The sequence below is a fragment of the Yersinia sp. 1652 StPb PI genome, from assembly GCF_041538345.1.
GTDB lineage: Bacteria > Pseudomonadota > Gammaproteobacteria > Enterobacterales > Enterobacteriaceae > Yersinia > Yersinia enterocolitica_E.
The window spans coordinates 738,749-758,291 of sequence record NZ_JAULSM010000002.1; the positions used below are offsets into that span (position 1 = coordinate 738,749).

Genomic DNA, 19,543 nt, shown 5'->3' on the forward strand with positions numbered 1-19,543 from the left:
GATGACTGGCCTTACCCGCGGTTCCCCGACACCGATTGGTGCCCATTTTGATGGGGCTGGGATAAATTTCACGCTGTTTTCAGCTCATGCTGAACAGGTCGAACTGTGTCTGTTTGATGACAATAACCAAGAATTGAGGATTGCCTTGCCCGCCCGCAGTGGTGATATCTGGCATGGCTATCTGCCTGGAGGTAAACCGGGGCAGCGCTATGGTTATCGGGTCAGCGGGCCATTTGACCCACAACAAGGGCATCGTTTTAACCCACATAAATTATTGATAGACCCCGGTGCCCATGCATTAGATCGCAAAGTGGCGGATGATCCAAGCTTGGAGGGGGGGGTTAATCAGCCCGATGAGCGCGACAGTGCTGCCGCCTTACCTAAGTGCATTGTGGTACATGAAGAATATGACTGGCAGGAGGATAAGTCACCGGCTATTCCTTGGGGCAATACCGTGATTTATGAAGCCCATGTGCGCGGCTTAACCAAACTGCACCCTGATATTCCGGCTGATCTGCGTGGTAGCTATGCGGCGTTAGCTCATCCCGTCATGATTACCTATTTGCAAGACATGGGCATTACCACACTGGAGTTGTTACCGGTGCAATTCCACGTCGATGAACCTCGTTTACAGAAGATGGGGCTGGGTAATTATTGGGGCTATAACGTGCTGGCGCCTTATGCCGTTGATCCTGATTATGCCTCGGGCCGTGACGGTATATCTCCGCTGCGAGAGCTGCGAGATGCGGTCAAAGCGTTACATAAAGCGGGTATCGAAGTGATTCTCGATGTGGTGTTCAATCACAGCGCCGAATTGGATATTTTTGGCCCAACCCTGAGCCAGCGCGGTATCGACAATGCTAGCTATTACTGGCTCACTCCTGACGGTGAATACGACAACATGACTGGCTGCGGCAATACGCTGCGGCTTAATCATCCTAATGTCATGCAGTGGGTTATCGACTGCCTGCATCATTGGCTCGATAGCTGCCATGTTGACGGCTTCCGCTTTGATCTGGGTACCGTTCTGGGCCGCACGCCGGCTTTTGACCAACATGCCCCTTTATTCGCCGCGCTGGCTGCCGATGAGCGGCTGCGTGCCTGCAAAATGATTGCCGAGCCTTGGGATATTGGTCTGGGAGGCTATCAACTGGGTAACTTCCCTACCGGTTTTAGTGAATGGAATGACCAGTATCGTGATGCGATGCGCCGTTTCTGGTTACGGGATGACTTACCGCTGGGGCTGTTTGCGCAGCACTTTGCCGCTTCAAGCAATCTTTTCCAACAGCGGGGGCGTTTGCCTTCCGCCAGTATCAATCAAATTACCGCCCATGATGGTTTTACTTTGCAGGATTTGCTGTGTTTTAACCAAAAGCACAATCAAATCAATGGAGAGGAAAACCGTGATGGCAGTGATAACAATCTTAGTAATAATTTTGGTAGCGAAGGGTTGGTGGCTGACGAGGCTATCTGGCAACGGCGTAAGTCTTGTCAGCGGGCATTGTTGGCCAGCTTATTACTCTCGCAGGGAACGCCAATGTTACTGGCCGGTGACGAGCATGGTCACAGCCAGCAAGGTAATAACAATGCATATTGTCAGAACAACATCCTCACCTGGCTCGACTGGGGCAGTGCGGATCGTTCATTAATGACATTTACCGCCGATCTTATCCGGTTACGCCAGCAAATTCCGGCCCTGATTAAGGACGCATGGTGGCAGGAGGGGGATGGCAATGTGCAATGGCTGGATAGTCAGGGGCAAGTGCTGAGTGATGCGGCTTGGGAACATGGCTGCCAGAAACAGCTGCAAATTCTGTTGTCTCAGCGCTGGCTGGTGGTGATTAACGCCACTGGTCAAGAATGTGAAATACAGTTACCTGCGGGGGAATGGGAGGTTATCCCTCCTTTTGGGCCGTCAGAGCAGATGGAATCATTCACCGTATGGAACGGAGCCGCGCATGACATTTGCGTGCTCGTACTGAAATCTTAAGGAGTCAGCCATGGTTAAATTCGAAAATAAAGACCCATTGATGTTAGCCAGACAATTACCGAATAAATCTGTAGCGCTGATTCTGGCCGGAGGTCGTGGTTCTCGCCTGAAAGATTTGACCGCCACCCGTGCCAAACCGGCGGTACATTTTGGCGGCAAGTTCCGTATCATCGATTTTGCGCTATCTAACTGCTTGAATTCAGGTATCCGCCGTATCGGTGTCATCACCCAGTACCAGTCTCATACTCTGGTGCAGCATATTCAACGTGGCTGGTCATTCCTCAACGAGGAGATGAACGAGTTTGTTGATTTATTGCCTGCCCAACAACGTTTGAGCACCGAGCATTGGTACAAAGGTACTGCGGACGCCGTTTATCAAAACCTGGATATTATCCGCCGCTATGAGGCGGAATATGTGGTCATTCTGGCCGGTGACCACATCTACAAGATGGATTACTCGCGCATGCTCATCGACCACGTAGAGAAAGGCGCTGAGTGCACCGTTGCTTGTATCCCGGTACCCATTAACGAAGCCAATGAATTTGGGGTAATGGAGGTGGACGAGGATTACCAGATAACGGCTTTCTTTGAAAAACCTGCGAACCCGCCTTCAATGCCTGGACGGCCTGATATGGCGTTAGCCAGTATGGGGATCTATATTTTTAATGCCAATTATCTGTTCAAGTTATTAGAAGAAGATATGAATACCCCTGGCTCTACCCATGATTTTGGTAAAGATTTGATTCCCAAACTTACCGAACAGAAGGCGGCTTGGGCACATCCGTTTGATCTCTCCTGCGTGACCTCCAATGCCGAATTGCCACCTTATTGGCGTGATGTTGGGACATTGGATGCCTACTGGCGGGCCAACCTGGATTTGGCATCGGTCACACCAGAGCTGGATATGTATGACCGTGCCTGGCCAATCCGTACCCATATGGAGCCGTTGCCGCCGGCTAAGTTTGTTCAGGATCGCTCCGGTAGCCATGGCATGACCATGAACTCGCTGGTCTCCGGTGGCTGTATCGTTTCTGGCTCGGTAGTGGTGCATTCGGTGTTGTTCCCTCGGGTTCGGGTGAACTCGTTCTGTACCATTGATTCCACGGTATTGCTGCCTGATGTCAATGTTGGTCGCTCGTGCCGTTTACGCCGCTGCATTATTGATCGCGCCTGTCACATACCTGAAGGGATGGTTATCGGGGAAAACGCCGATGAAGATAGCGCCCGTTTTTATCGTTCGGAGGGCGGGGTGGTGCTAGTGACCCGTGCGATGCTGGCGAAATTAGCCGTCAACGTCAAATAGGGCTATTTTATTTATCCGATAGGTGTCAGGAGTCACGATGCGGGTCTTACACGTATGTTCTGAGCTATTTCCTTTGTTGAAAACAGGGGGATTGGCTGATGTTGTCGGCGCTTTACCTGCCGCACAAATTGCTGAAGGGGCCGATGTTCGGATCATGCTACCGGGCTTCCCTGATTTGCGTCGTGGAATACCAGACACCGTGCTGGTTAGGGAGATAGACACCTTTGCCGGACGGGTTTCTCTGCGCTACGGCCATTATCAGGGCATTGGTATCTATCTTATTGATGCTCCGGGGTTATATGACCGCGCTGGCAGCCCTTATCACGACCAGTCGTTGCATGCTTACGCCGATAACTATCGCCGCTTTGCCTTGCTGGGATGGATGGCGTGTGAGCTGGCCTGCGGGCTGGATGGCTTCTGGCGTCCCGATGTGGTGCATGCCCATGATTGGCACGCTGGGCTGGCCTGTGCTTATCTGGCGGCACGTGGTAGACCGGCACGATCAGTATTTACCGTCCATAATTTGGCCTATCAGGGGCTATTTGCCGGGTACCATTTGGCTGAGTTACAACTCCCTGCCGCATTTTTCCAAATGTACGGGCTGGAGTTCTACGGTCAAATTTCCTATCTGAAAGCTGGGCTGTTCTTTGCTGATCATGTCACTACTGTCAGCCCGACCTATGCCAAAGAAATTACCCAACCTGCTTTTGGTTACGGCATGGAAGGGCTGCTGCAAGAGCGAGCCAGTCAGGGGCGTTTGACCGGCATCCTCAATGGGGTGGATAGCGCCATTTGGGATCCACAGAGCGATACCTTGCTGCATGCCTGCTATGACATAGAGAACCTGCAGCAGAAAGCGGTGAACAAAGTGCATCTGCAAACCACGATGGGGTTGGAGGTGACGGATAAGAAACCTATTTTTGCCGTGGTCAGTAGATTGACCGAGCAAAAAGGGTTGGATTTGGTGCTGGAAGCTTTGCCTGAATTACTGAAACTAGGTGGGCAACTGGCGGTTTTGGGGGCGGGGGATGCCATTCTACAAGAGGAGTTTTTGGCGGCAGCGGCAGACTATTCCGGCCAGGTTGGGGTACAAATTGGTTATCACGAGGCATTTTCTCACCGAATTATTGCCGGTGCGGATGTGATTCTGGTGCCTAGCCGTTTTGAACCTTGTGGGTTAACGCAGTTGTATGGTTTGAAATATGGCACTTTGCCACTGGTCCGGCATACGGGCGGGTTGGCAGATACCGTGGTGGATTGCGCGCTGGAAAATCTGGCGGATGGCAGCGCCTCGGGGTTTGTGTTTGATGAATGCGATGCGCAGGCATTGGTGCGGGCAATTCGCCGTGCTTTTGTTCTGTGGAGCCGGCCAAAACATTGGCGTCATGTTCAGCGTCATGCAATGGGGTTGGACTTTGGTTGGCAAGTAGCTGCTGGTCAATATCTGTCACTTTATCGGCGTCTCTAGTTGTCGATTTGTTGTAACCACGAATTGGGAAAACCGCTATGACATCACCGTTCAGTTATACCTCACCCGTTGTCAGTGTGGATGCGCTGAAACACTCGATTGCCTACAAATTGATGTTTATTGTCGGCAAAGATCCCTCGATTGCGACTCAGCACGATTGGCTGAATGCGACATTATTTGCGGTACGGGATCGGATGGTAGAACGCTGGCTACGTTCTAACCGCGCACAATTATCACAAGACGTTCGTCAGGTTTACTATCTGTCGATGGAATTTTTATTGGGGCGAACCCTCTCTAATGCACTGTTATCGATGGGTATTTATGAAGATATCGAACAGGCGCTGGATGAGATGGGCCTCAATCTGTCAGAGCTGTTGCAAGAAGAAAACGACCCTGGGCTTGGCAATGGTGGCTTAGGCCGTCTGGCGGCGTGTTTTCTGGACTCACTGGCAACACTGGCACTACCGGGCCGTGGCTACGGTATCCGCTACGAATATGGCATGTTCAGCCAGAAAATAGTGGATGGCCAACAGATGGAGTCGCCAGATAACTGGCTGGAATACGGTAATGCCTGGGAATTCCCACGCCATAATACCCGCTATAAAGTGCGCTTCGGTGGCCGAATTCAGCAGGAAGGCAGCAAAACTCGCTGGCTGGAAACCGAAGAAATCCTCGCCTGTGCTTATGATCAAATCATCCCAGGCTTTGATACGGATGCAACTAATACACTGCGCTTATGGTCTGCGCAGGCCAGTAATGAAATCAATCTGGGCAAATTCAATCAGGGTGATTACTTTGCTGCGGTTGAAGATAAAAACCATTCAGAAAACGTATCACGAGTGTTATATCCCGATGATTCTACCTATTCCGGCCGTGAATTACGTTTGCGACAAGAGTACTTTTTAGTGTCGGCGACGGTACAGGATATCCTCAGCCGCCACTGGACCATGCATCAGACGTTCGATAATCTGGCAGATAAGATTGCTATTCATCTCAATGATACTCACCCGGTCCTTTCCATTCCTGAAATGATGCGTCTGTTGATCGATGAACATAAGTTTAATTGGATGGATGCGTGGGACGTGGTGCAGCAGGTGTTCTCATACACCAATCACACGTTGATGACCGAAGCGCTGGAAACCTGGCCAATTGACATGATTGGCAAAATCTTACCGCGCCATCTGCAAATCATTTTTGATATCAATGATCACTTCCTCAAACTGGTACAGGAACAATATCCGTCTGAACCAGAACTGTTGCCACGAGTCTCTATTATTGATGAAACCCATGGGCGGAAGGTCCGTATGGCATGGCTTGCGGTGATCGCCAGCCATAAAGTTAACGGTGTGTCTGCTTTGCACTCTGAACTCATGGTGCAGTCACTGTTTGCCGATTTCGCTCACATTTTCCCTAATCGCTTCTGCAATAAAACCAATGGGGTGACGCCACGGCGCTGGCTGGGGTTGGCTAACCGACCACTGGCTACGGTATTGGATGACAGTATTGGTCACAATTGGCGAACTGATCTGAGCCAACTCAGTGAGCTGGAAAAAAACCTCGATTACCCAAGCTTCTTGCAGGCATTGCAAAAGGCCAAGTTGGAGAACAAAAAACGGCTGGCGGCTTATATTGCTGAAAAATTGAATATTGTGGTCAATCCGGGCGCGTTGTTTGATGTGCAAATCAAACGTATTCATGAGTACAAACGACAATTGCTGAATGTGTTGCATGTTATCACCCGCTATAACCGTATTCTCGAAGCACCGGATGAGAAGTGGGTGCCGCGCGTGGTGATTTTTGCCGGTAAAGCGGCATCAGCTTATTACAATGCTAAGCAAATAATTCGATTGATCAACGACGTGGCGAAGGTAATCAACAATGACCCTCGGATTAATAACCTGCTGAAAGTAGTATTTATTCCGAACTATAGCGTGAGTCTGGCGCAGTTGATCATTCCGGCGGCTGACCTATCGGAACAGATTTCGCTGGCGGGAACCGAGGCTTCGGGTACCAGTAATATGAAGTTTGCCCTCAACGGGGCGCTGACCATTGGCACACTGGATGGGGCTAACGTCGAGATCCGCGAACATGTGGGTGAGGAGAATATCTTTATCTTCGGCAATACCACCGAACAGGTCGAGGTGCTGCGTAACAATGGTTATAACCCACGGAAATATTACGATGAAGATCCTGAATTGCATCTGGCATTGACGCAAATGGCGACGGGCACCTTTAGCCCCGAAGACCCTAAGCGTTATACCAGCCTGTTCGATTCACTGGTCAATTTTGGTGATCACTACCAGCTATTGGCTGATTATCGCAGCTATGTGGATACTCAGGAGCAGGTTGATACGCTATATCGCCATTCGGACGAATGGACGCGCAAGACGTTACTCAATATTGCTAATATGGGTTACTTCTCTTCAGATCGTACCATTGAAGAATATGCCGATGAGATTTGGCATATTAAGCCTATCCGGCTGTAGTTATATCCACTGAGCTAATAATAAAAACCCTCTTCAACAGTCAACTGTGAAGAGGGTTTTTTTAAGCAGATCGACGAACTGGATTGGCTATCAGGAAACCAGCGATAATGTCTGTTGTTTCCCGGCCTGCACCTGTGCCAACCATTCGGCAACGCGCTGTTTCTGCGCATCGTCCAGAGCCATACCTAACTTGGTACGACGCCAAATCGCATCATCTAGTTCTACAACCCATTCTTTTTCAACCAGATAGCGTAATTCTGCTTCGTACAAACCATGGCCGAAATGTTCACCCAAGCTTTCGATACTGGTAGCTTCTGCCAAAATTAGCTCGCTATGGCTACCATAAGTACGGGTATAGCGGCGGGCCAGCCCTTCAGGTAACCAGTTATAGCGATGGCGCAACTGAACAGTATAGTTGTCACGGCTGCCGCCAATATCACCACCCGGCAATGCGCCAGTCTTGGTCCATGCTGGGCCGACATTCGGATAGTAGCCAGACAGTTTTTCCAACGCGTGTTCTGCCAGTTTGCGATAGGTGGTCAGTTTGCCGCCAAATACAGAAAGCAGTGGTGCTTTACCCCCTTCATCGGCCACATCCAGCGTGTAGTCGCGGGTGACAGCTTGCGGTGAATCTGATTCGTCGTCACATAGCGGACGTACACCAGAGTAGGTCCACACGATATCGTCGCGACCCAACTGTTTTTTAAAGTGATCGTTATACACTTTCAGCAGGTAATCGATCTCTTGTGAGTCGATCTTCACCTCTTTCGGATCGCCGTGGTACTCCACGTCAGTGGTGCCGATGATGGAATATTCATCCAACCACGGAATGACGAAAACAATACGATGGTCTTCGTTTTGCAGAATATAGGCTTGTGGCTGATTATGAACCCGTGGCACGACGATATGGCTGCCTTTAATCAAGCGGATGCCATAAGGCGATTTCAGCTTCAGGCCGTCGTCGAAGAATTGCTTAACCCATGGTCCGGTCGCATTTACCAAGCCTTTGGCACGCCAGGTAAAGGTTTTGCCGGTATTCACATCAATGGCTTCAACCATCCATAGACCTTGTTCACGCCAGGCACGGGTCACTTTGGTACGGGTGCGGACTTCACCACCGCGCTCGACCACTTCTTGTGCATTCAGCACCACCAGACGAGCATCATCGACCCAGCAGTCAGAATATTCGAAACCGCGCACCAATTCTGGTTTCAATACCGACTCTGGCCCAAAACGCAACCCTTTACTGGCAGGCAGACTGGTACGTTTGCCCAAGTGATCGTACAGGAACAAACCAGTGCGGATCATCCAGGCTGGGCGCAGGTGGGGTTGATGCGGCAGACGAAAACGCATTGGGAATGCGATATGCGGTGCCAGTTTCAATAATACTTCACGTTCGGCCAGTGCTTCACTTACCAGACGGAATTCATAGTGTTCCAGATAGCGCAGGCCACCGTGGATAAGTTTGGAGCTGGCGGAAGACGTAGCACAGGCCAAGTCTTGCGCTTCCAGCAGCAGAACGGACAGGCCACGCCCTGTCGCATCCGCAGCGATACCGGCACCATTAATGCCGCCACCGATCACGATCAAGTCTTTGGTTTCCATGCTTCCTCTCTCCAGATGTTCGAAACAGCTCTTTAATGTTCGTTTTCGCTCATGATTGTAATCAAAAACCAACAAACAAGCCAAGAGTTAACCAAAAAAAAACATTTCCCCGTGATGGAGGTAACATTTTTGTTATCAAAATGTGGGAGGAAGGACTGGATTTGGACTTAGTGGATAGTTGATCTGGTTCGGTTGTTCGGTTGTTCGGTGTTCGGTGTTCGGTGATCCGATTCGGTTGTTAGAGCACTTGAGTTGCTTTAACAACCGCACCGGATCACCAAAACCAAAACTAAAATTTAACGACTAACACAACTCCAATTGAACCTGATGCTGCTCAATAATCTTCATCACACTGGGAGGAGGCATCTGATCGGTAAACAGATAATCAATCAAATTCATATTCCCCAAATTCACCATTGCGTTACGACCAAACTTTGAGTGGTCGGTTACCAGCATCACACAACGGGAGTTCTCGATAATTGCTCGCTTGGTGCGCACTTCATGGTAATCAAACTCTAATAGTGAGCCGTCCATATCAATACCACTGATACCAAGGATGCCGTAATCAAGACGGAACTGAGAAATGAAATCCAGTGTAGCCTCACCAATAATCCCACCATCGCGGGTGCGAACTTCACCACCAGCCAGAATCAGCCGGAAATCCTCTTTAGCCGTCAGCAAGGTAGCAACGTTAAGATTATTGGTCACCACCCGCAGCCCCTTATGGTTCATCAGCGCGTGGGCGACAGCTTCTGGCGTGGTACCTATATCGATAAACAGTGTTGCACCATCGGGGATCTGGCTGGCAACACGCTGTGCAATACGGGCCTTTTCTTCCGACCACATCACTTTACGATCGTTATAGGCGGCGTTAACTGAGCTGGAAGGGAGTGCTGCACCACCATGATGACGATGAATTTTGTTTTGGTCAGCCAAATCATTCAAATCACGCCGGATGGTTTGCGGGCTAACGGCAAAATGTTCTACTAACTCTTCAGTGCTGACGTAGCCTTGTTGGCGTACCAATTCAATAATCGCATCATGCCGCTGCGTTTGCTTCACTATAATCCCCTAATGCGCCTGGTTGCTCAGGCAGTTATTGTGTGGTTCTTACGCTGCTGCGCGTATCCCAAAATGCCATTAATAACCCAATAATCAAACCTGAAACGTGAGCCGCATTGGCAATCGACAAACCTAAAACATCGAAATAACCGGCAATCAGCCAGAGGACAGAAAAAGCCATTAAACCTCGGGGCAACGAGATACCGCGCTCGGGTGCGCGTTCGCCGGTCAGCCAGACATAACCCATTAAGGCATACACCACACCAGACAGACCACCAAAATTCACACCGCTAAATAGCGATTGCCCCCAGCCACTGAACAGGGCAGATACCACAGTTAATACCAGCAATTTACCGGTGCCAAGCCGTTTTTCCATTTGTCCTGCCAGATACCACCACCACATCAGGTTAAATAAGATATGCAGTAGCGAAAAGTGTAAAAAGCCATGGCTGACCCAGCGCCAGAGTTGTAGATATTGGCTCTCGTCACGGGGCCAGGCAAGCCATGACATAACGGCCGCATCGCCGACAATTTGCATCAGAATATAGATGGCGATGCACAGCACCATGACACTCAATGTCAGTGGGCCGGCCTGACTGCGCAGCGTCTGCAGGTAGGAAAAGCGCTGATAGGATAAATTTGAGTGTAAATTACCCGATTGCCAGCTTGCGGCCTGATAGCGTGGATTGAGGGGATCGAGCAAAAACTGTTCCAGCTCCTGCTGCACCAAGGGCAATTGCTCATCATCGGCAAGCCAGATCTCTGCACCCTGAGTATCAGGCCGAACTTCCAGTACCACATTGCGAGTGGCCATATAATCCACAAAGGCCTGCGCCAGACGCGGATTAGAGATTGCTATTACACGAATCATATTTATACCCTTCATCTTTCAAGTTGCAGCTGTGTTGGCTGCTCTCGCTTACCCGAATCACTGACTTGAGTCAGCTCATCGGGATTCTCTCCCTTGCCGCCTTCCTGCCTCTTGAAATCTATTGGGTATCACGAGATGTTAATCAAAGTGTTTAAAAATATCACAATTGGGTGAGCATTAGCTAACTGGTCTGTACCACGTCTTGTGGATAGCTTTTGGCCCATGCCTCAAAACCACCATCAATGCTGTAAACCGCCTCAAAGCCCTGCTGGAGCAAATACTGCGCCGCCCCTTTGCTGCTATTGCCGTGGTAGCACATCACCATGACGGGCTGTTCAAAATCTGTTTGCTGCATAAAGGTATGCAGGCTGCTGTTGGTCAAATGGAACGCGATGGGTGCATGGCCCGCTTCATAACTCTGTGGATCGCGGATATCGACCAATACGGCGGTATTCTCTTTCAGGCGGCTATGAGCCTGCTCAACACTGATTGTTTCAAACTGTTCCATCTTGCTCTACCTTACAAAAATGCATTTAGAGAGAAAATGCCAAAACACGATTATAATCATTTTTTAGCTGATAAATACCAGACTAACTGTAATGTTATTTTTGTCTCTGACTCCAATTTAATATGTTGTTTTTTATAGAATTAATAAATTAAATCTATTGTTATTAATATAGGGCACAGGGTTGGTTTAAAATAAAGGCATTATCTATGCTTAACCGCTTATCAAGTGCACAATCTCAATCTCAGGCTACTGTTTATAGTGATAATATTAAGGCGGAGAAAAGGAATGCCAGTTTGAATGCTAATCAGAGATTAAAGTCATTGCGGGAATTCATTAAATATTTCAATGAAGTGGGGAGTTTGCAGTAAAAACGAAATGAAACAATTATATAGGCTATATAGTTGTACTTAACTTGTCTTTTCAATCAGTAGGATGTTGCTCAATCCCCCCAAAGATATTAAAGAGCTAACAGTTATAGCCGATAATATTATTAATATAAAAATATTATCGCCAAAGACCACTGACTGCAATAACATTGGTTTAATGTAAATTGCAGTACAGTGGTAACTTATTGCCATAACAATAAAAATAATCAAACATAACCCATCATCTGTAATAAACGCTGTGCCTGTTGTACGGCTTCCTGGCGGTGAGCAACCCCCAGTTTTTGATATAAATTACGGATATGGGTTTTAATCGTAGTGGCCGCCACTTCCAGCTCACCGGCGATCTGTTCATTACTGTAGCCGGAGTAAATCAGCCCCAATACCTGCCATTCGCGCTGGGTTAGCGGGCTGGTACGGATCAGTTCTGGTACTTGCGGGTGAGTTAGCAGTTTATCGACAAATATCTCATCAAAATGGGCGAATTTATGCCGATGGTGCTGGTTAATATCCTTCAGTATTCGCTGAGCACGATGCTGTTCCAATTCCGGTAACGCGTTAAGTTGAATCAGTTGGCGCAACTGTTGTGCCATAGCTTCACCTTCAATCACGAAATGGCTGATAAAACCGGTGCGGTTAGCCAATGACAGTGATTCAATCAGCGCTTTCTGGGCCTCACTTTTACGTTCGGTTTGCCAGTAAAGGATATTACTTAACAACAGATTACGGTTAAGGTCACTGGTTAAACGAAGGCGGCGGGCATTTTCGTTCAATTCGTCCAATACTACTTCGGCTTCATTAAAGCGCCCTAGCATGATCTGTATCCGCGCGATATTACGCCACTGCCCCTGTAAAAAGTGATTATCCGCCATCCCCGGTTTTTCTGCCTGGCGCAGCCAACTTGCGGCGGCGACTTTATCCCCGGTCATCTGCCAGTGAATAACCCGTGGCTTATCGGCATTGGTTATCCAGTCGAGATGATATTGGCTGCCGTGTTGCAGGGCCTCACAACGCTGAATATACATATTGGCGTTATCCAGGTCGCCACGCGCCAGTGAGCATTTTGCCAGCATCGCCAAACACTGCAATTGCTGTTGGGGTTGGTAATTGACCAGAATCTCAATACCTTTGCGTGCCGCTTCTTCCGCTTCATCCAACCGTGACCACGACCATAAAATTTGGGAGCGAATACGCAGCAGGAATTCATGCAACGGCAACTGCTCAAGATGTTGTTCATGAATTAAATCAAAGGCTTTATCTTGCGTTTCATAAGCGGCTTGCAAGAAACCTTGTGCAATCAGGATTTCACTCTGTTGTAGCAATGCCCATAAGGCATAGTGATAGGCTTCGTGGCGACGTGCCATTTGCTCGGTTTGCTGCATCATGGGCAGCGCACGGCTTAGCTCCCCTTTACAATGATGAACCTCACCAGTTACGGAGGTTGCCACAATACGGCTATAAAAGTTCGCCATCGGCAGATATTTCAGCGCATCAGTTGCCAGTTTTTCGGCTTCATCTGGCTTACCGTCATTGATAGCTACCTGAGCACGCAGGGCATCAAATTCAGCGCGTAAAATCTCATCAACAGGGATTTTGCGCTCTTGCATTGCCGATTCAGCGCGCTCGAGCAAGGTATTCACCTCACCATAACGGTGTTGGCTTTGCGCCAGCCAGGCTTGTAGCAGTGCCAGTTCTGGATTCTGCACCAATAAAGAGTAAGGCAGGGCGACCAGACATTGTTCCAGCAGCGCCAACTCACTGTGGTTAAACAGCGTCCAGGCATGTTGCAGCAAGATATCACGTAACATGCCAACATCACCTGCGGCCAATGCATGGTGGATTGCTTCAGCCGGGTAGCCCAGCGCCATCCAGCCTTCAGCGGCTGCGTGATGCAATTCCGGTAACTCCAACGCCAATTCCCACTGGCAGCGCTGGCGCAAGAAGGTGGCAAATAGCGGGTGGAAGCAGAACCATTCACCACTGTCATCCATACGATGAATAAATAACCCCTGGCGCTCCAACTCTTCCAGCCGTTGCTGACCGTTATCTTCCCCAGTCAGGCGCACAATCAGGGCATCATTCATGGAACGTAATACTGAGCAACGCAGCAGAAAAACGCGGGAATTGCTATCCACCTGATCTAATACTTCATCCACCAGATAGTCTGATAAATGGCTGGCATTTAACCCTGCCAGGCGTTTTGCCGATTTTTGCGCGGATGAGTTTGGCTGACGCGATGACAGTGCTATCAGTTGCAGCGCGGTGGCCCAGCCTTCAACTTCATCACACAAGCGGCTGCTATCACCTTGTTCCAGTGGCACTGACAGGCGGCAATCAAAAAATTGCTGTGCTTCCTGATGATTAAATGCCAGTTGCTGCATGCCTAATTCCAGCAACTGATCGCGCACCCGCAGGTTAGCAATTCCCAGCGGTGGCAAGGTGCGGGATAGCAGGATCAGCGTCATATTTTCCGGCTGGTGACGCAGAAAGAAGCGCACCGCTTCATGAACAGCGTCATTGGTAATCAGATGATAGTCATCGATGACCAGATAAAGCGGGCCATCCCAATCGGACAACTCGATAAATAATTGAGCAAACAGCGCTGAAAGGCTGGCGTATTGATGCTTTTGGCTGAGAGCTTCACTTTTACTGCAATGGCCGCCAGTCGCCAACTGTACCGCAGCAATCAGATAAGAGGCGAAACGCTCTGGTTGATTGTCACTTTCATCCAGTGAATACCACCCGAGATTGGATTGGTCGGCAGCCCATTGGGCGATCAACGTGGTCTTACCATAACCGGCTGGGCAATTGATCAAAGTCAGGCGATAGTTTGCTACACCTGATAACTTAACCAATAGACGGTCGCGTATCACGGTATTTTGCAGCCGTACCGGGCGGCTCAGTTTTGAGGGGATCAGCATGCTGTGTCCGGTTTAACCAATATCCGGTGAGAAGACGTCCTGGCGAGTGATATGTCCATTTGTAATGAAATGTTACAGGCATTCATAAGAGTAATTATTTTTAGCCTCGTAATTAATCAGCACTGCTAAGGTCTGATAACGGCCATGTTATTGCAATAGAGTTAATGTTTCATATGGCTGTAAGTTGCACCGGATCACAATTTTAGCTACGCCCTGCGACTCATCCCCAGCTAATCCCCCGGCAGGATGATGCCCTTGTCAGTTCTCATTGGCAGGATAAGGGTAAAATTACCCCACTCACAGGATAGAGACTCCCTATGTCACAGCCTACGCTTAAAAAGGACGATTTCCTGGCCGCACTGACCCGCCAGTGGCAGCGCTTTGGCCTAACCTCCGCTCAGCAAATGACTCAACACCAATGGTGGGAAGCTGTCAGCGCGGCGTTAGCCGAACAATTGGCGGCTCAGCCTGCACCAGGTAAAACCCAAAAAGTCCAACGGCATGTTAACTACATTTCAATGGAGTTTTTGATTGGTCGTTTAACGGCAAACAACCTGATTAATCTGGGTTGGTATGACCAAGTGGAGGCATTGCTGGCCGAGCAGCAAATTAACCTGTGTGATTTGCTGGAGCAGGAGACTGACCCTGCATTGGGTAATGGCGGTCTTGGGCGTTTGGCGGCCTGTTTCCTTGATTCGATGGCAACCGTTGAGCAACCCGCCACCGGTTATGGTCTGAATTATCAATACGGTCTGTTCCGTCAATCTTTCAGTGAATGTAAACAACAGGAAGCCCCGGACAACTGGCAGCGCGAGAGTTATCCGTGGTTTCGCCATAATGCGGCGTTGGCGGTTGATGTCGGCTTTGCTGGCAAGTTAGAAAAACTCGCTGATGGCCGCCAGGTGTGGCGTCCGGCCTTCACCTTACGCGGTGAAGCTTGGGATTTACCGGTGCTGGGTTTTCGCAATGGTGTAACACAGCCGTTGCGCCTGTGGCAGGCGACTCATCAACATCCATTTGATTTAACTAATTTTAATGATGGGAAGTTCCTGCTGGCAGAACAAAATGGCGTTGAAGCAGAAAAACTGACCAAAGTATTGTATCCAAACGATAACCATCTGGCCGGCAAACGTCTGCGCCTGATGCAGCAATACTTCCAATGCGCCTGCTCGGTGGCGGATATTTTACGTAAGCATCATCTGGCTGGTCGTAAACTGGCTGAATTGCCTGACTATGAAGTTATTCAACTGAATGATACCCACCCGACTATCGCTATTCCTGAAATGCTGCGAGTACTGCTGGATGAGCATCAGCTAAGCTGGGATGCGGCGTGGGCGATCACCAGCAAAACCTTCGCTTATACCAACCACACGTTGATGCCTGAAGCACTTGAATGTTGGGATGAAAAATTAGTGCGTAGTTTGTTGCCACGCCATTTTGTCATCATCAAGCAGATCAATGCGCAGTTTAAAAAGGTGGTGGATAAGCAATGGCCTGGGGATGAAGCGGTGTGGGCCAAGCTGGCGGTTCATCATAATAAGCAGGTGAGAATGGCTAATCTGTGTGTGGTCAGCGGCTTTGCCGTCAACGGCGTAGCGCAACTGCATTCTGATCTGGTTATCAAAGACTTATTCCCTGAATACTATCAATTATGGCCAAATAAATTCCATAATGTTACTAATGGTATTACGCCGCGCCGTTGGTTGAAGCAATGTAATCCGGCATTATCTGGCCTGATTGATGACACGCTGAAAGTGGAATGGGCGAATAATCTGGATGCATTAGCCGGGCTTGAGTCTTATGCCGAAGATAAGGCTTTTAGGGGCCGTTATCAGCAGATCAAATATGACAACAAAGTTAAGTTAGCTGAATACGTTAAGCGAACTATGGGGTTGGTGATTAATCCAGACGCCATCTTCGATGTGCAGATTAAGCGGTTGCATGAATATAAGCGTCAGCATTTGAATCTGTTACATATTCTGTCGCTCTACCGCCAGATCCGTGACAACCCGAATCTGGATATTGCGCCGCGTGTGTTCTTGTTTGGTGCCAAAGCTGCACCTGGTTATTATTTAGCTAAGAATATTATTTATGCGATCAATCAGGCCGCCGATAAGATCAACAATGATCCGATCGTCAAAGATCGCCTAAAAGTGGTCTTTATCCCCGATTATCGGGTTTCAGTCGCGGAATTGATGATTCCTGCGGCGGATGTATCGGAGCAGATTTCAACCGCCGGTAAAGAAGCCTCTGGCACTGGCAACATGAAACTGGCACTGAATGGTGCATTGACGGTGGGTACCCTTGATGGGGCTAACGTTGAAATTGCCGAGCAGGTGGGTGACGAGAATATCTTTATTTTCGGTAACACCGTGGAGCAGGTAAAAGCCATTTTGGCGAAAGGTTATAAGCCACAGAAGTATCTTAAAGCTGACGCGCACCTGAAAAGCATTCTGGATGAGCTGGCCAGTGGTGCGTTCAGCCAAGGTGATAAGCACGCATTTGACATGATGTTGCATAGCCTGTTGGAAGGGGGTGACCCTTATCTGGTATTGGCTGATTTTGCCTCATACTGTCAGGCACAGAAGCAAATTGATGCCCTGTACCGCGATAAGGATGAATGGACCCGCCGTACCATTCTTAACACTGCCCGGGTAGGGATGTTCAGTTCTGACCGTTCAATTCGTGATTACCAATCACGGATTTGGCAAGCCAAACGTTAAGGAGAAGACTGCATGGATCGTAAATCGCTCGATCAAGCAGCGACACTGGCAGGGATAGCCGCCAGCTACATTAATGCTCATGGTAAGCCGCAGGCTATTTTGCCGGAAACCAAGCAGCAGTTGTTGGCGGCCATGGGGCGCACCCAGGTGCCTCAGGACACCTCGACAGAAAATACACCACTACCGGTGGTGAAAGTATTTACTTTTGGTAGCCCAATGCAGTTACCAATGGCGGGTTCAGGCGATTATCACTGGCAATTGCAGACAGAAAAAGGTGAGTTGCACCAGGGGCGCATCAGTGCAAAAAAGACGCTGACATTGCCATCTTCTCTGCCGCAGGGTTATCACCGTTTGATTCTCGAACAAGGGTTACAGCAGTGGCAGTGTTCAATTATTGTGGCACCGAAACGTTGTTATGAGCCAGATGCGTTGCTGGCAGGGAAAAAGTTGTGGGGCGCTTGTGTACAGCTCTATACCCTGCGTTCCGAACGTAACTGGGGGATTGGTGATTTTGGTGATCTCAGCCAGATGTTGGAACAGGTGGGCGAGCGTGGTGGTGCCTTTATCGGTTTGAATCCGATTCATGCGCTGTATCCGGCTAATCCACAGAGTGCTAGCCCCTATAGCCCCTCTTCAAGACGCTGGCTGAATGTGGTTTATATCGACGTGAACCGCGTGGATGAGTTTCAGCACAGTGAAGCGGCGCAGCTCTGGTGGCATCAACCAGCAACACAACAGACGCTGGCTGAAATTCGGGCTAATGAGTGGGTTGATTATCCGCAGGTTATGCAACTGAAATTGATGGCGCTGCGTTTGGCCTTCCCGCTGTTTACTGCTCGTAAAGCAAAAGATGCGCGGATGCAGGCATTCCACCAGTTTGTGGAACAAGGCGGTCGTAGTCTGCATCAACAAGCAGCTTTTGATGCGCTACATGCTCATTTAAGTGCGCAAGACCCAATGATGTGGGGCTGGCCGGTGTGGCCAGCAAAATATCGTGATGGGCACAGCAGTGCTGTAGCTGATTTTTGCCGCGAATACGCGAGTGATGTGACCTTCTATCTATGGTTACAGTGGTTGGCCGCCACTCAGTTTGATAACTGTTTTCGCAACAGCCAGACACGAAAAATGCCGATTGGCTTGTACCGTGATTTAGCTGTTGGTGTGGCTGAAGGTGGCGCTGAAACCTGGTGTGACCGCGAGTTATATTGTCTGAAAGCCTCGGTAGGGGCTCCGCCTGATATTTTAGGGCCGCTGGGCCAGAACTGGGGGTTGCCACCAATGGACCCGCACGTCATGGTTGCGCGTGCCTACCAGCCTTTTATCGATTTGCTGCGCGCTAATATGACCAGTTGTGGCGCTCTGCGTATTGATCATGTGATGGCCTTATTGCGTCTGTGGTGGATTCCTTACGGGCAGACTGCCGCCCAGGGAGCTTATGTTAAATATCCGGTCGATGATCTATTGGCGATATTGGCGCTGGAAAGTCAGCGTCATCACTGCATGGTGATTGGCGAGGATTTAGGCACGGTACCGGTAGAAATTGTGGCTAAGCTGCGTGACAGCGGGGTGTATTCCTACAAGGTGCTCTATTTTGAGCATGACAGTGAGAATACCTTCCGTGCGCCACAATCTTATCCGGCACAGGCGATGGCTACCATTACGACCCATGACTTGCCGACCTTACGGGGCTATTGGCAAAGTGACGATCTGACGTTGGGGAATAAGCTGGGGTTATATCCAGACCAACAGATATTGAAGCAGCTTTATCTTGATCGGGAACGGGCCAAGCAAGGATTATTGGAAGGGTTACATCACTATGACTGTGTGCCAAAGAAGGTAGGCCATAAAGCGTCACTCCTCTCGATGAGTCCGGTCCTTAACCGAGGATTACAGCGTTATGTTGCCGACAGCGCCAGCGCATTACTGGGTTTGCAACCGGAAGATTGGTTGGATATGGCGACACCGGTAAATATTCCCGGAACCAGTGAGGAATATCCGAACTGGCGGCGTAAATTGACCTCGAGCTTGGAAGAGATGTTTGCTGACAGCCAGGTTAATCGTTTATTGAAGGATTTGGATAAGCGGCGCAAGAATGTGTCGGCGGGATGATAAGGGGAGGGAATCTCTCAGTAGGCTGCCAATAAAGTGCTCGTGGCGCAGAGAACAGGCAGATCGTAAAGACGCCGTCAATACGTCGATGTAGGCTCATGCCGCGCCATCCCT

At 49.4% G+C, this 19,543-nt stretch carries 11 protein-coding genes and 1 pseudogene; 6 read left to right on the forward strand and 6 right to left on the reverse strand.

Translation table 11 applies throughout. From position 1 onward, the window contains the following. Position 1 precedes the first annotated feature (1 nt). Genes glgX through glgP form a run of 4 tightly spaced genes read left to right on the forward strand, consistent with a single transcriptional unit; the run spans position 2 to position 7,247 of the window. Positions 2 to 1,990: a glycogen debranching protein GlgX gene (gene glgX, locus Q2T71_RS19845; protein WP_372560302.1), complete on the forward strand. Its 1,989-nt coding sequence runs from the start codon at positions 2 to 4 to the stop codon at positions 1,988 to 1,990. Between the two features lie 10 nt (positions 1,991 to 2,000). Further along, positions 2,001 to 3,293, forward strand: coding sequence for a glucose-1-phosphate adenylyltransferase (gene glgC, locus Q2T71_RS19850; RefSeq protein WP_083161267.1), 1,293 nt, complete (start codon positions 2,001 to 2,003; stop codon positions 3,291 to 3,293). Positions 3,294 to 3,330: 37 nt separating this feature from the next. Then, positions 3,331 to 4,761: a glycogen synthase GlgA gene (glgA, locus tag Q2T71_RS19855; protein ID WP_372560303.1), complete on the forward strand. Its 1,431-nt coding sequence runs from the start codon at positions 3,331 to 3,333 to the stop codon at positions 4,759 to 4,761. Positions 4,762 to 4,799: 38 nt separating this feature from the next. Then, complete coding sequence (gene glgP, locus Q2T71_RS19860; RefSeq protein ID WP_372560304.1) at positions 4,800 to 7,247, forward strand: glycogen phosphorylase; 2,448 nt, start codon at positions 4,800 to 4,802, stop codon at positions 7,245 to 7,247. Positions 7,248 to 7,337: 90 nt separating this feature from the next. On the opposite strand, the gene glpD is transcribed toward glgP, so the two are convergent. The 5 genes from glpD to malT form a co-directional block, all read right to left on the reverse strand. Beyond that, positions 7,338 to 8,852: a glycerol-3-phosphate dehydrogenase gene (glpD, locus tag Q2T71_RS19865; protein WP_372560305.1), complete on the reverse strand. Its 1,515-nt coding sequence runs from the start codon at positions 8,850 to 8,852 to the stop codon at positions 7,338 to 7,340. Between the two features lie 303 nt (positions 8,853 to 9,155). After that, positions 9,156 to 9,914: a DeoR/GlpR family transcriptional regulator gene (locus Q2T71_RS19870; RefSeq protein ID WP_083161259.1), complete on the reverse strand. Its 759-nt coding sequence runs from the start codon at positions 9,912 to 9,914 to the stop codon at positions 9,156 to 9,158. A gap of 34 nt (positions 9,915 to 9,948) precedes the next feature. Continuing rightward, positions 9,949 to 10,785 carry a rhomboid family intramembrane serine protease GlpG gene (gene glpG, locus Q2T71_RS19875; protein WP_372560306.1) on the reverse strand — a complete coding sequence of 279 codons (837 nt, stop codon included), beginning with the start codon at positions 10,783 to 10,785 and terminating at the stop codon, positions 9,949 to 9,951. A gap of 181 nt (positions 10,786 to 10,966) precedes the next feature. After that, positions 10,967 to 11,293 carry a thiosulfate sulfurtransferase GlpE gene (gene glpE / locus Q2T71_RS19880; RefSeq protein WP_372560307.1) on the reverse strand — a complete coding sequence of 109 codons (327 nt, stop codon included), beginning with the start codon at positions 11,291 to 11,293 and terminating at the stop codon, positions 10,967 to 10,969. A gap of 592 nt (positions 11,294 to 11,885) precedes the next feature. Further along, positions 11,886 to 14,597, reverse strand: coding sequence for an HTH-type transcriptional regulator MalT (malT, locus tag Q2T71_RS19885; RefSeq protein ID WP_083161255.1), 2,712 nt, complete (start codon positions 14,595 to 14,597; stop codon positions 11,886 to 11,888). 317 nt (positions 14,598 to 14,914) lie between these two features. Between malT and malP the strand changes: the two genes are divergently transcribed. Both malP and malQ read left to right on the forward strand, forming a co-directional pair. Further along, complete coding sequence (gene malP, locus Q2T71_RS19890) at positions 14,915 to 17,320, forward strand: maltodextrin phosphorylase (RefSeq protein WP_372560308.1); 2,406 nt, start codon at positions 14,915 to 14,917, stop codon at positions 17,318 to 17,320. Positions 17,321 to 17,332: 12 nt separating this feature from the next. After that, positions 17,333 to 19,429, forward strand: a complete 2,097-nt coding sequence (malQ, locus tag Q2T71_RS19895) for a 4-alpha-glucanotransferase (protein WP_372560309.1) — start codon at positions 17,333 to 17,335, stop codon at positions 19,427 to 19,429. A gap of 21 nt (positions 19,430 to 19,450) precedes the next feature. On the opposite strand, the pseudogene Q2T71_RS19900 reads toward malQ, so the two are convergent. Then, a pseudogene (locus Q2T71_RS19900) lies at positions 19,451 to 19,519 on the reverse strand (gluconate 5-dehydrogenase); the annotation flags it as partial. Positions 19,520 to 19,543: the final 24 nt, after the last annotated feature.

Coding starts and splice junctions, on each gene's coding strand:
- glgP (WP_372560304.1), top strand. CDS start 4,800: ATGACATCACCGTTCAGTTATACCTCACCCGTTGTCAGTGTGGATGCG.
- glpE (WP_372560307.1), bottom strand. CDS start 11,293: ATGGAACAGTTTGAAACAATCAGTGTTGAGCAGGCTCATAGCCGCCTG.
- malQ (WP_372560309.1), top strand. CDS start 17,333: ATGGATCGTAAATCGCTCGATCAAGCAGCGACACTGGCAGGGATAGCC.
- glgX (WP_372560302.1), top strand. CDS start 2: ATGACTGGCCTTACCCGCGGTTCCCCGACACCGATTGGTGCCCATTTT.
- malP (WP_372560308.1), top strand. CDS start 14,915: ATGTCACAGCCTACGCTTAAAAAGGACGATTTCCTGGCCGCACTGACC.
- glgA (WP_372560303.1), top strand. CDS start 3,331: ATGCGGGTCTTACACGTATGTTCTGAGCTATTTCCTTTGTTGAAAACA.
- glpD (WP_372560305.1), bottom strand. CDS start 8,852: ATGGAAACCAAAGACTTGATCGTGATCGGTGGCGGCATTAATGGTGCC.
- glpG (WP_372560306.1), bottom strand. CDS start 10,785: ATGATTCGTGTAATAGCAATCTCTAATCCGCGTCTGGCGCAGGCCTTT.
- glgC (WP_083161267.1), top strand. CDS start 2,001: ATGGTTAAATTCGAAAATAAAGACCCATTGATGTTAGCCAGACAATTA.
- malT (WP_083161255.1), bottom strand. CDS start 14,597: ATGCTGATCCCCTCAAAACTGAGCCGCCCGGTACGGCTGCAAAATACC.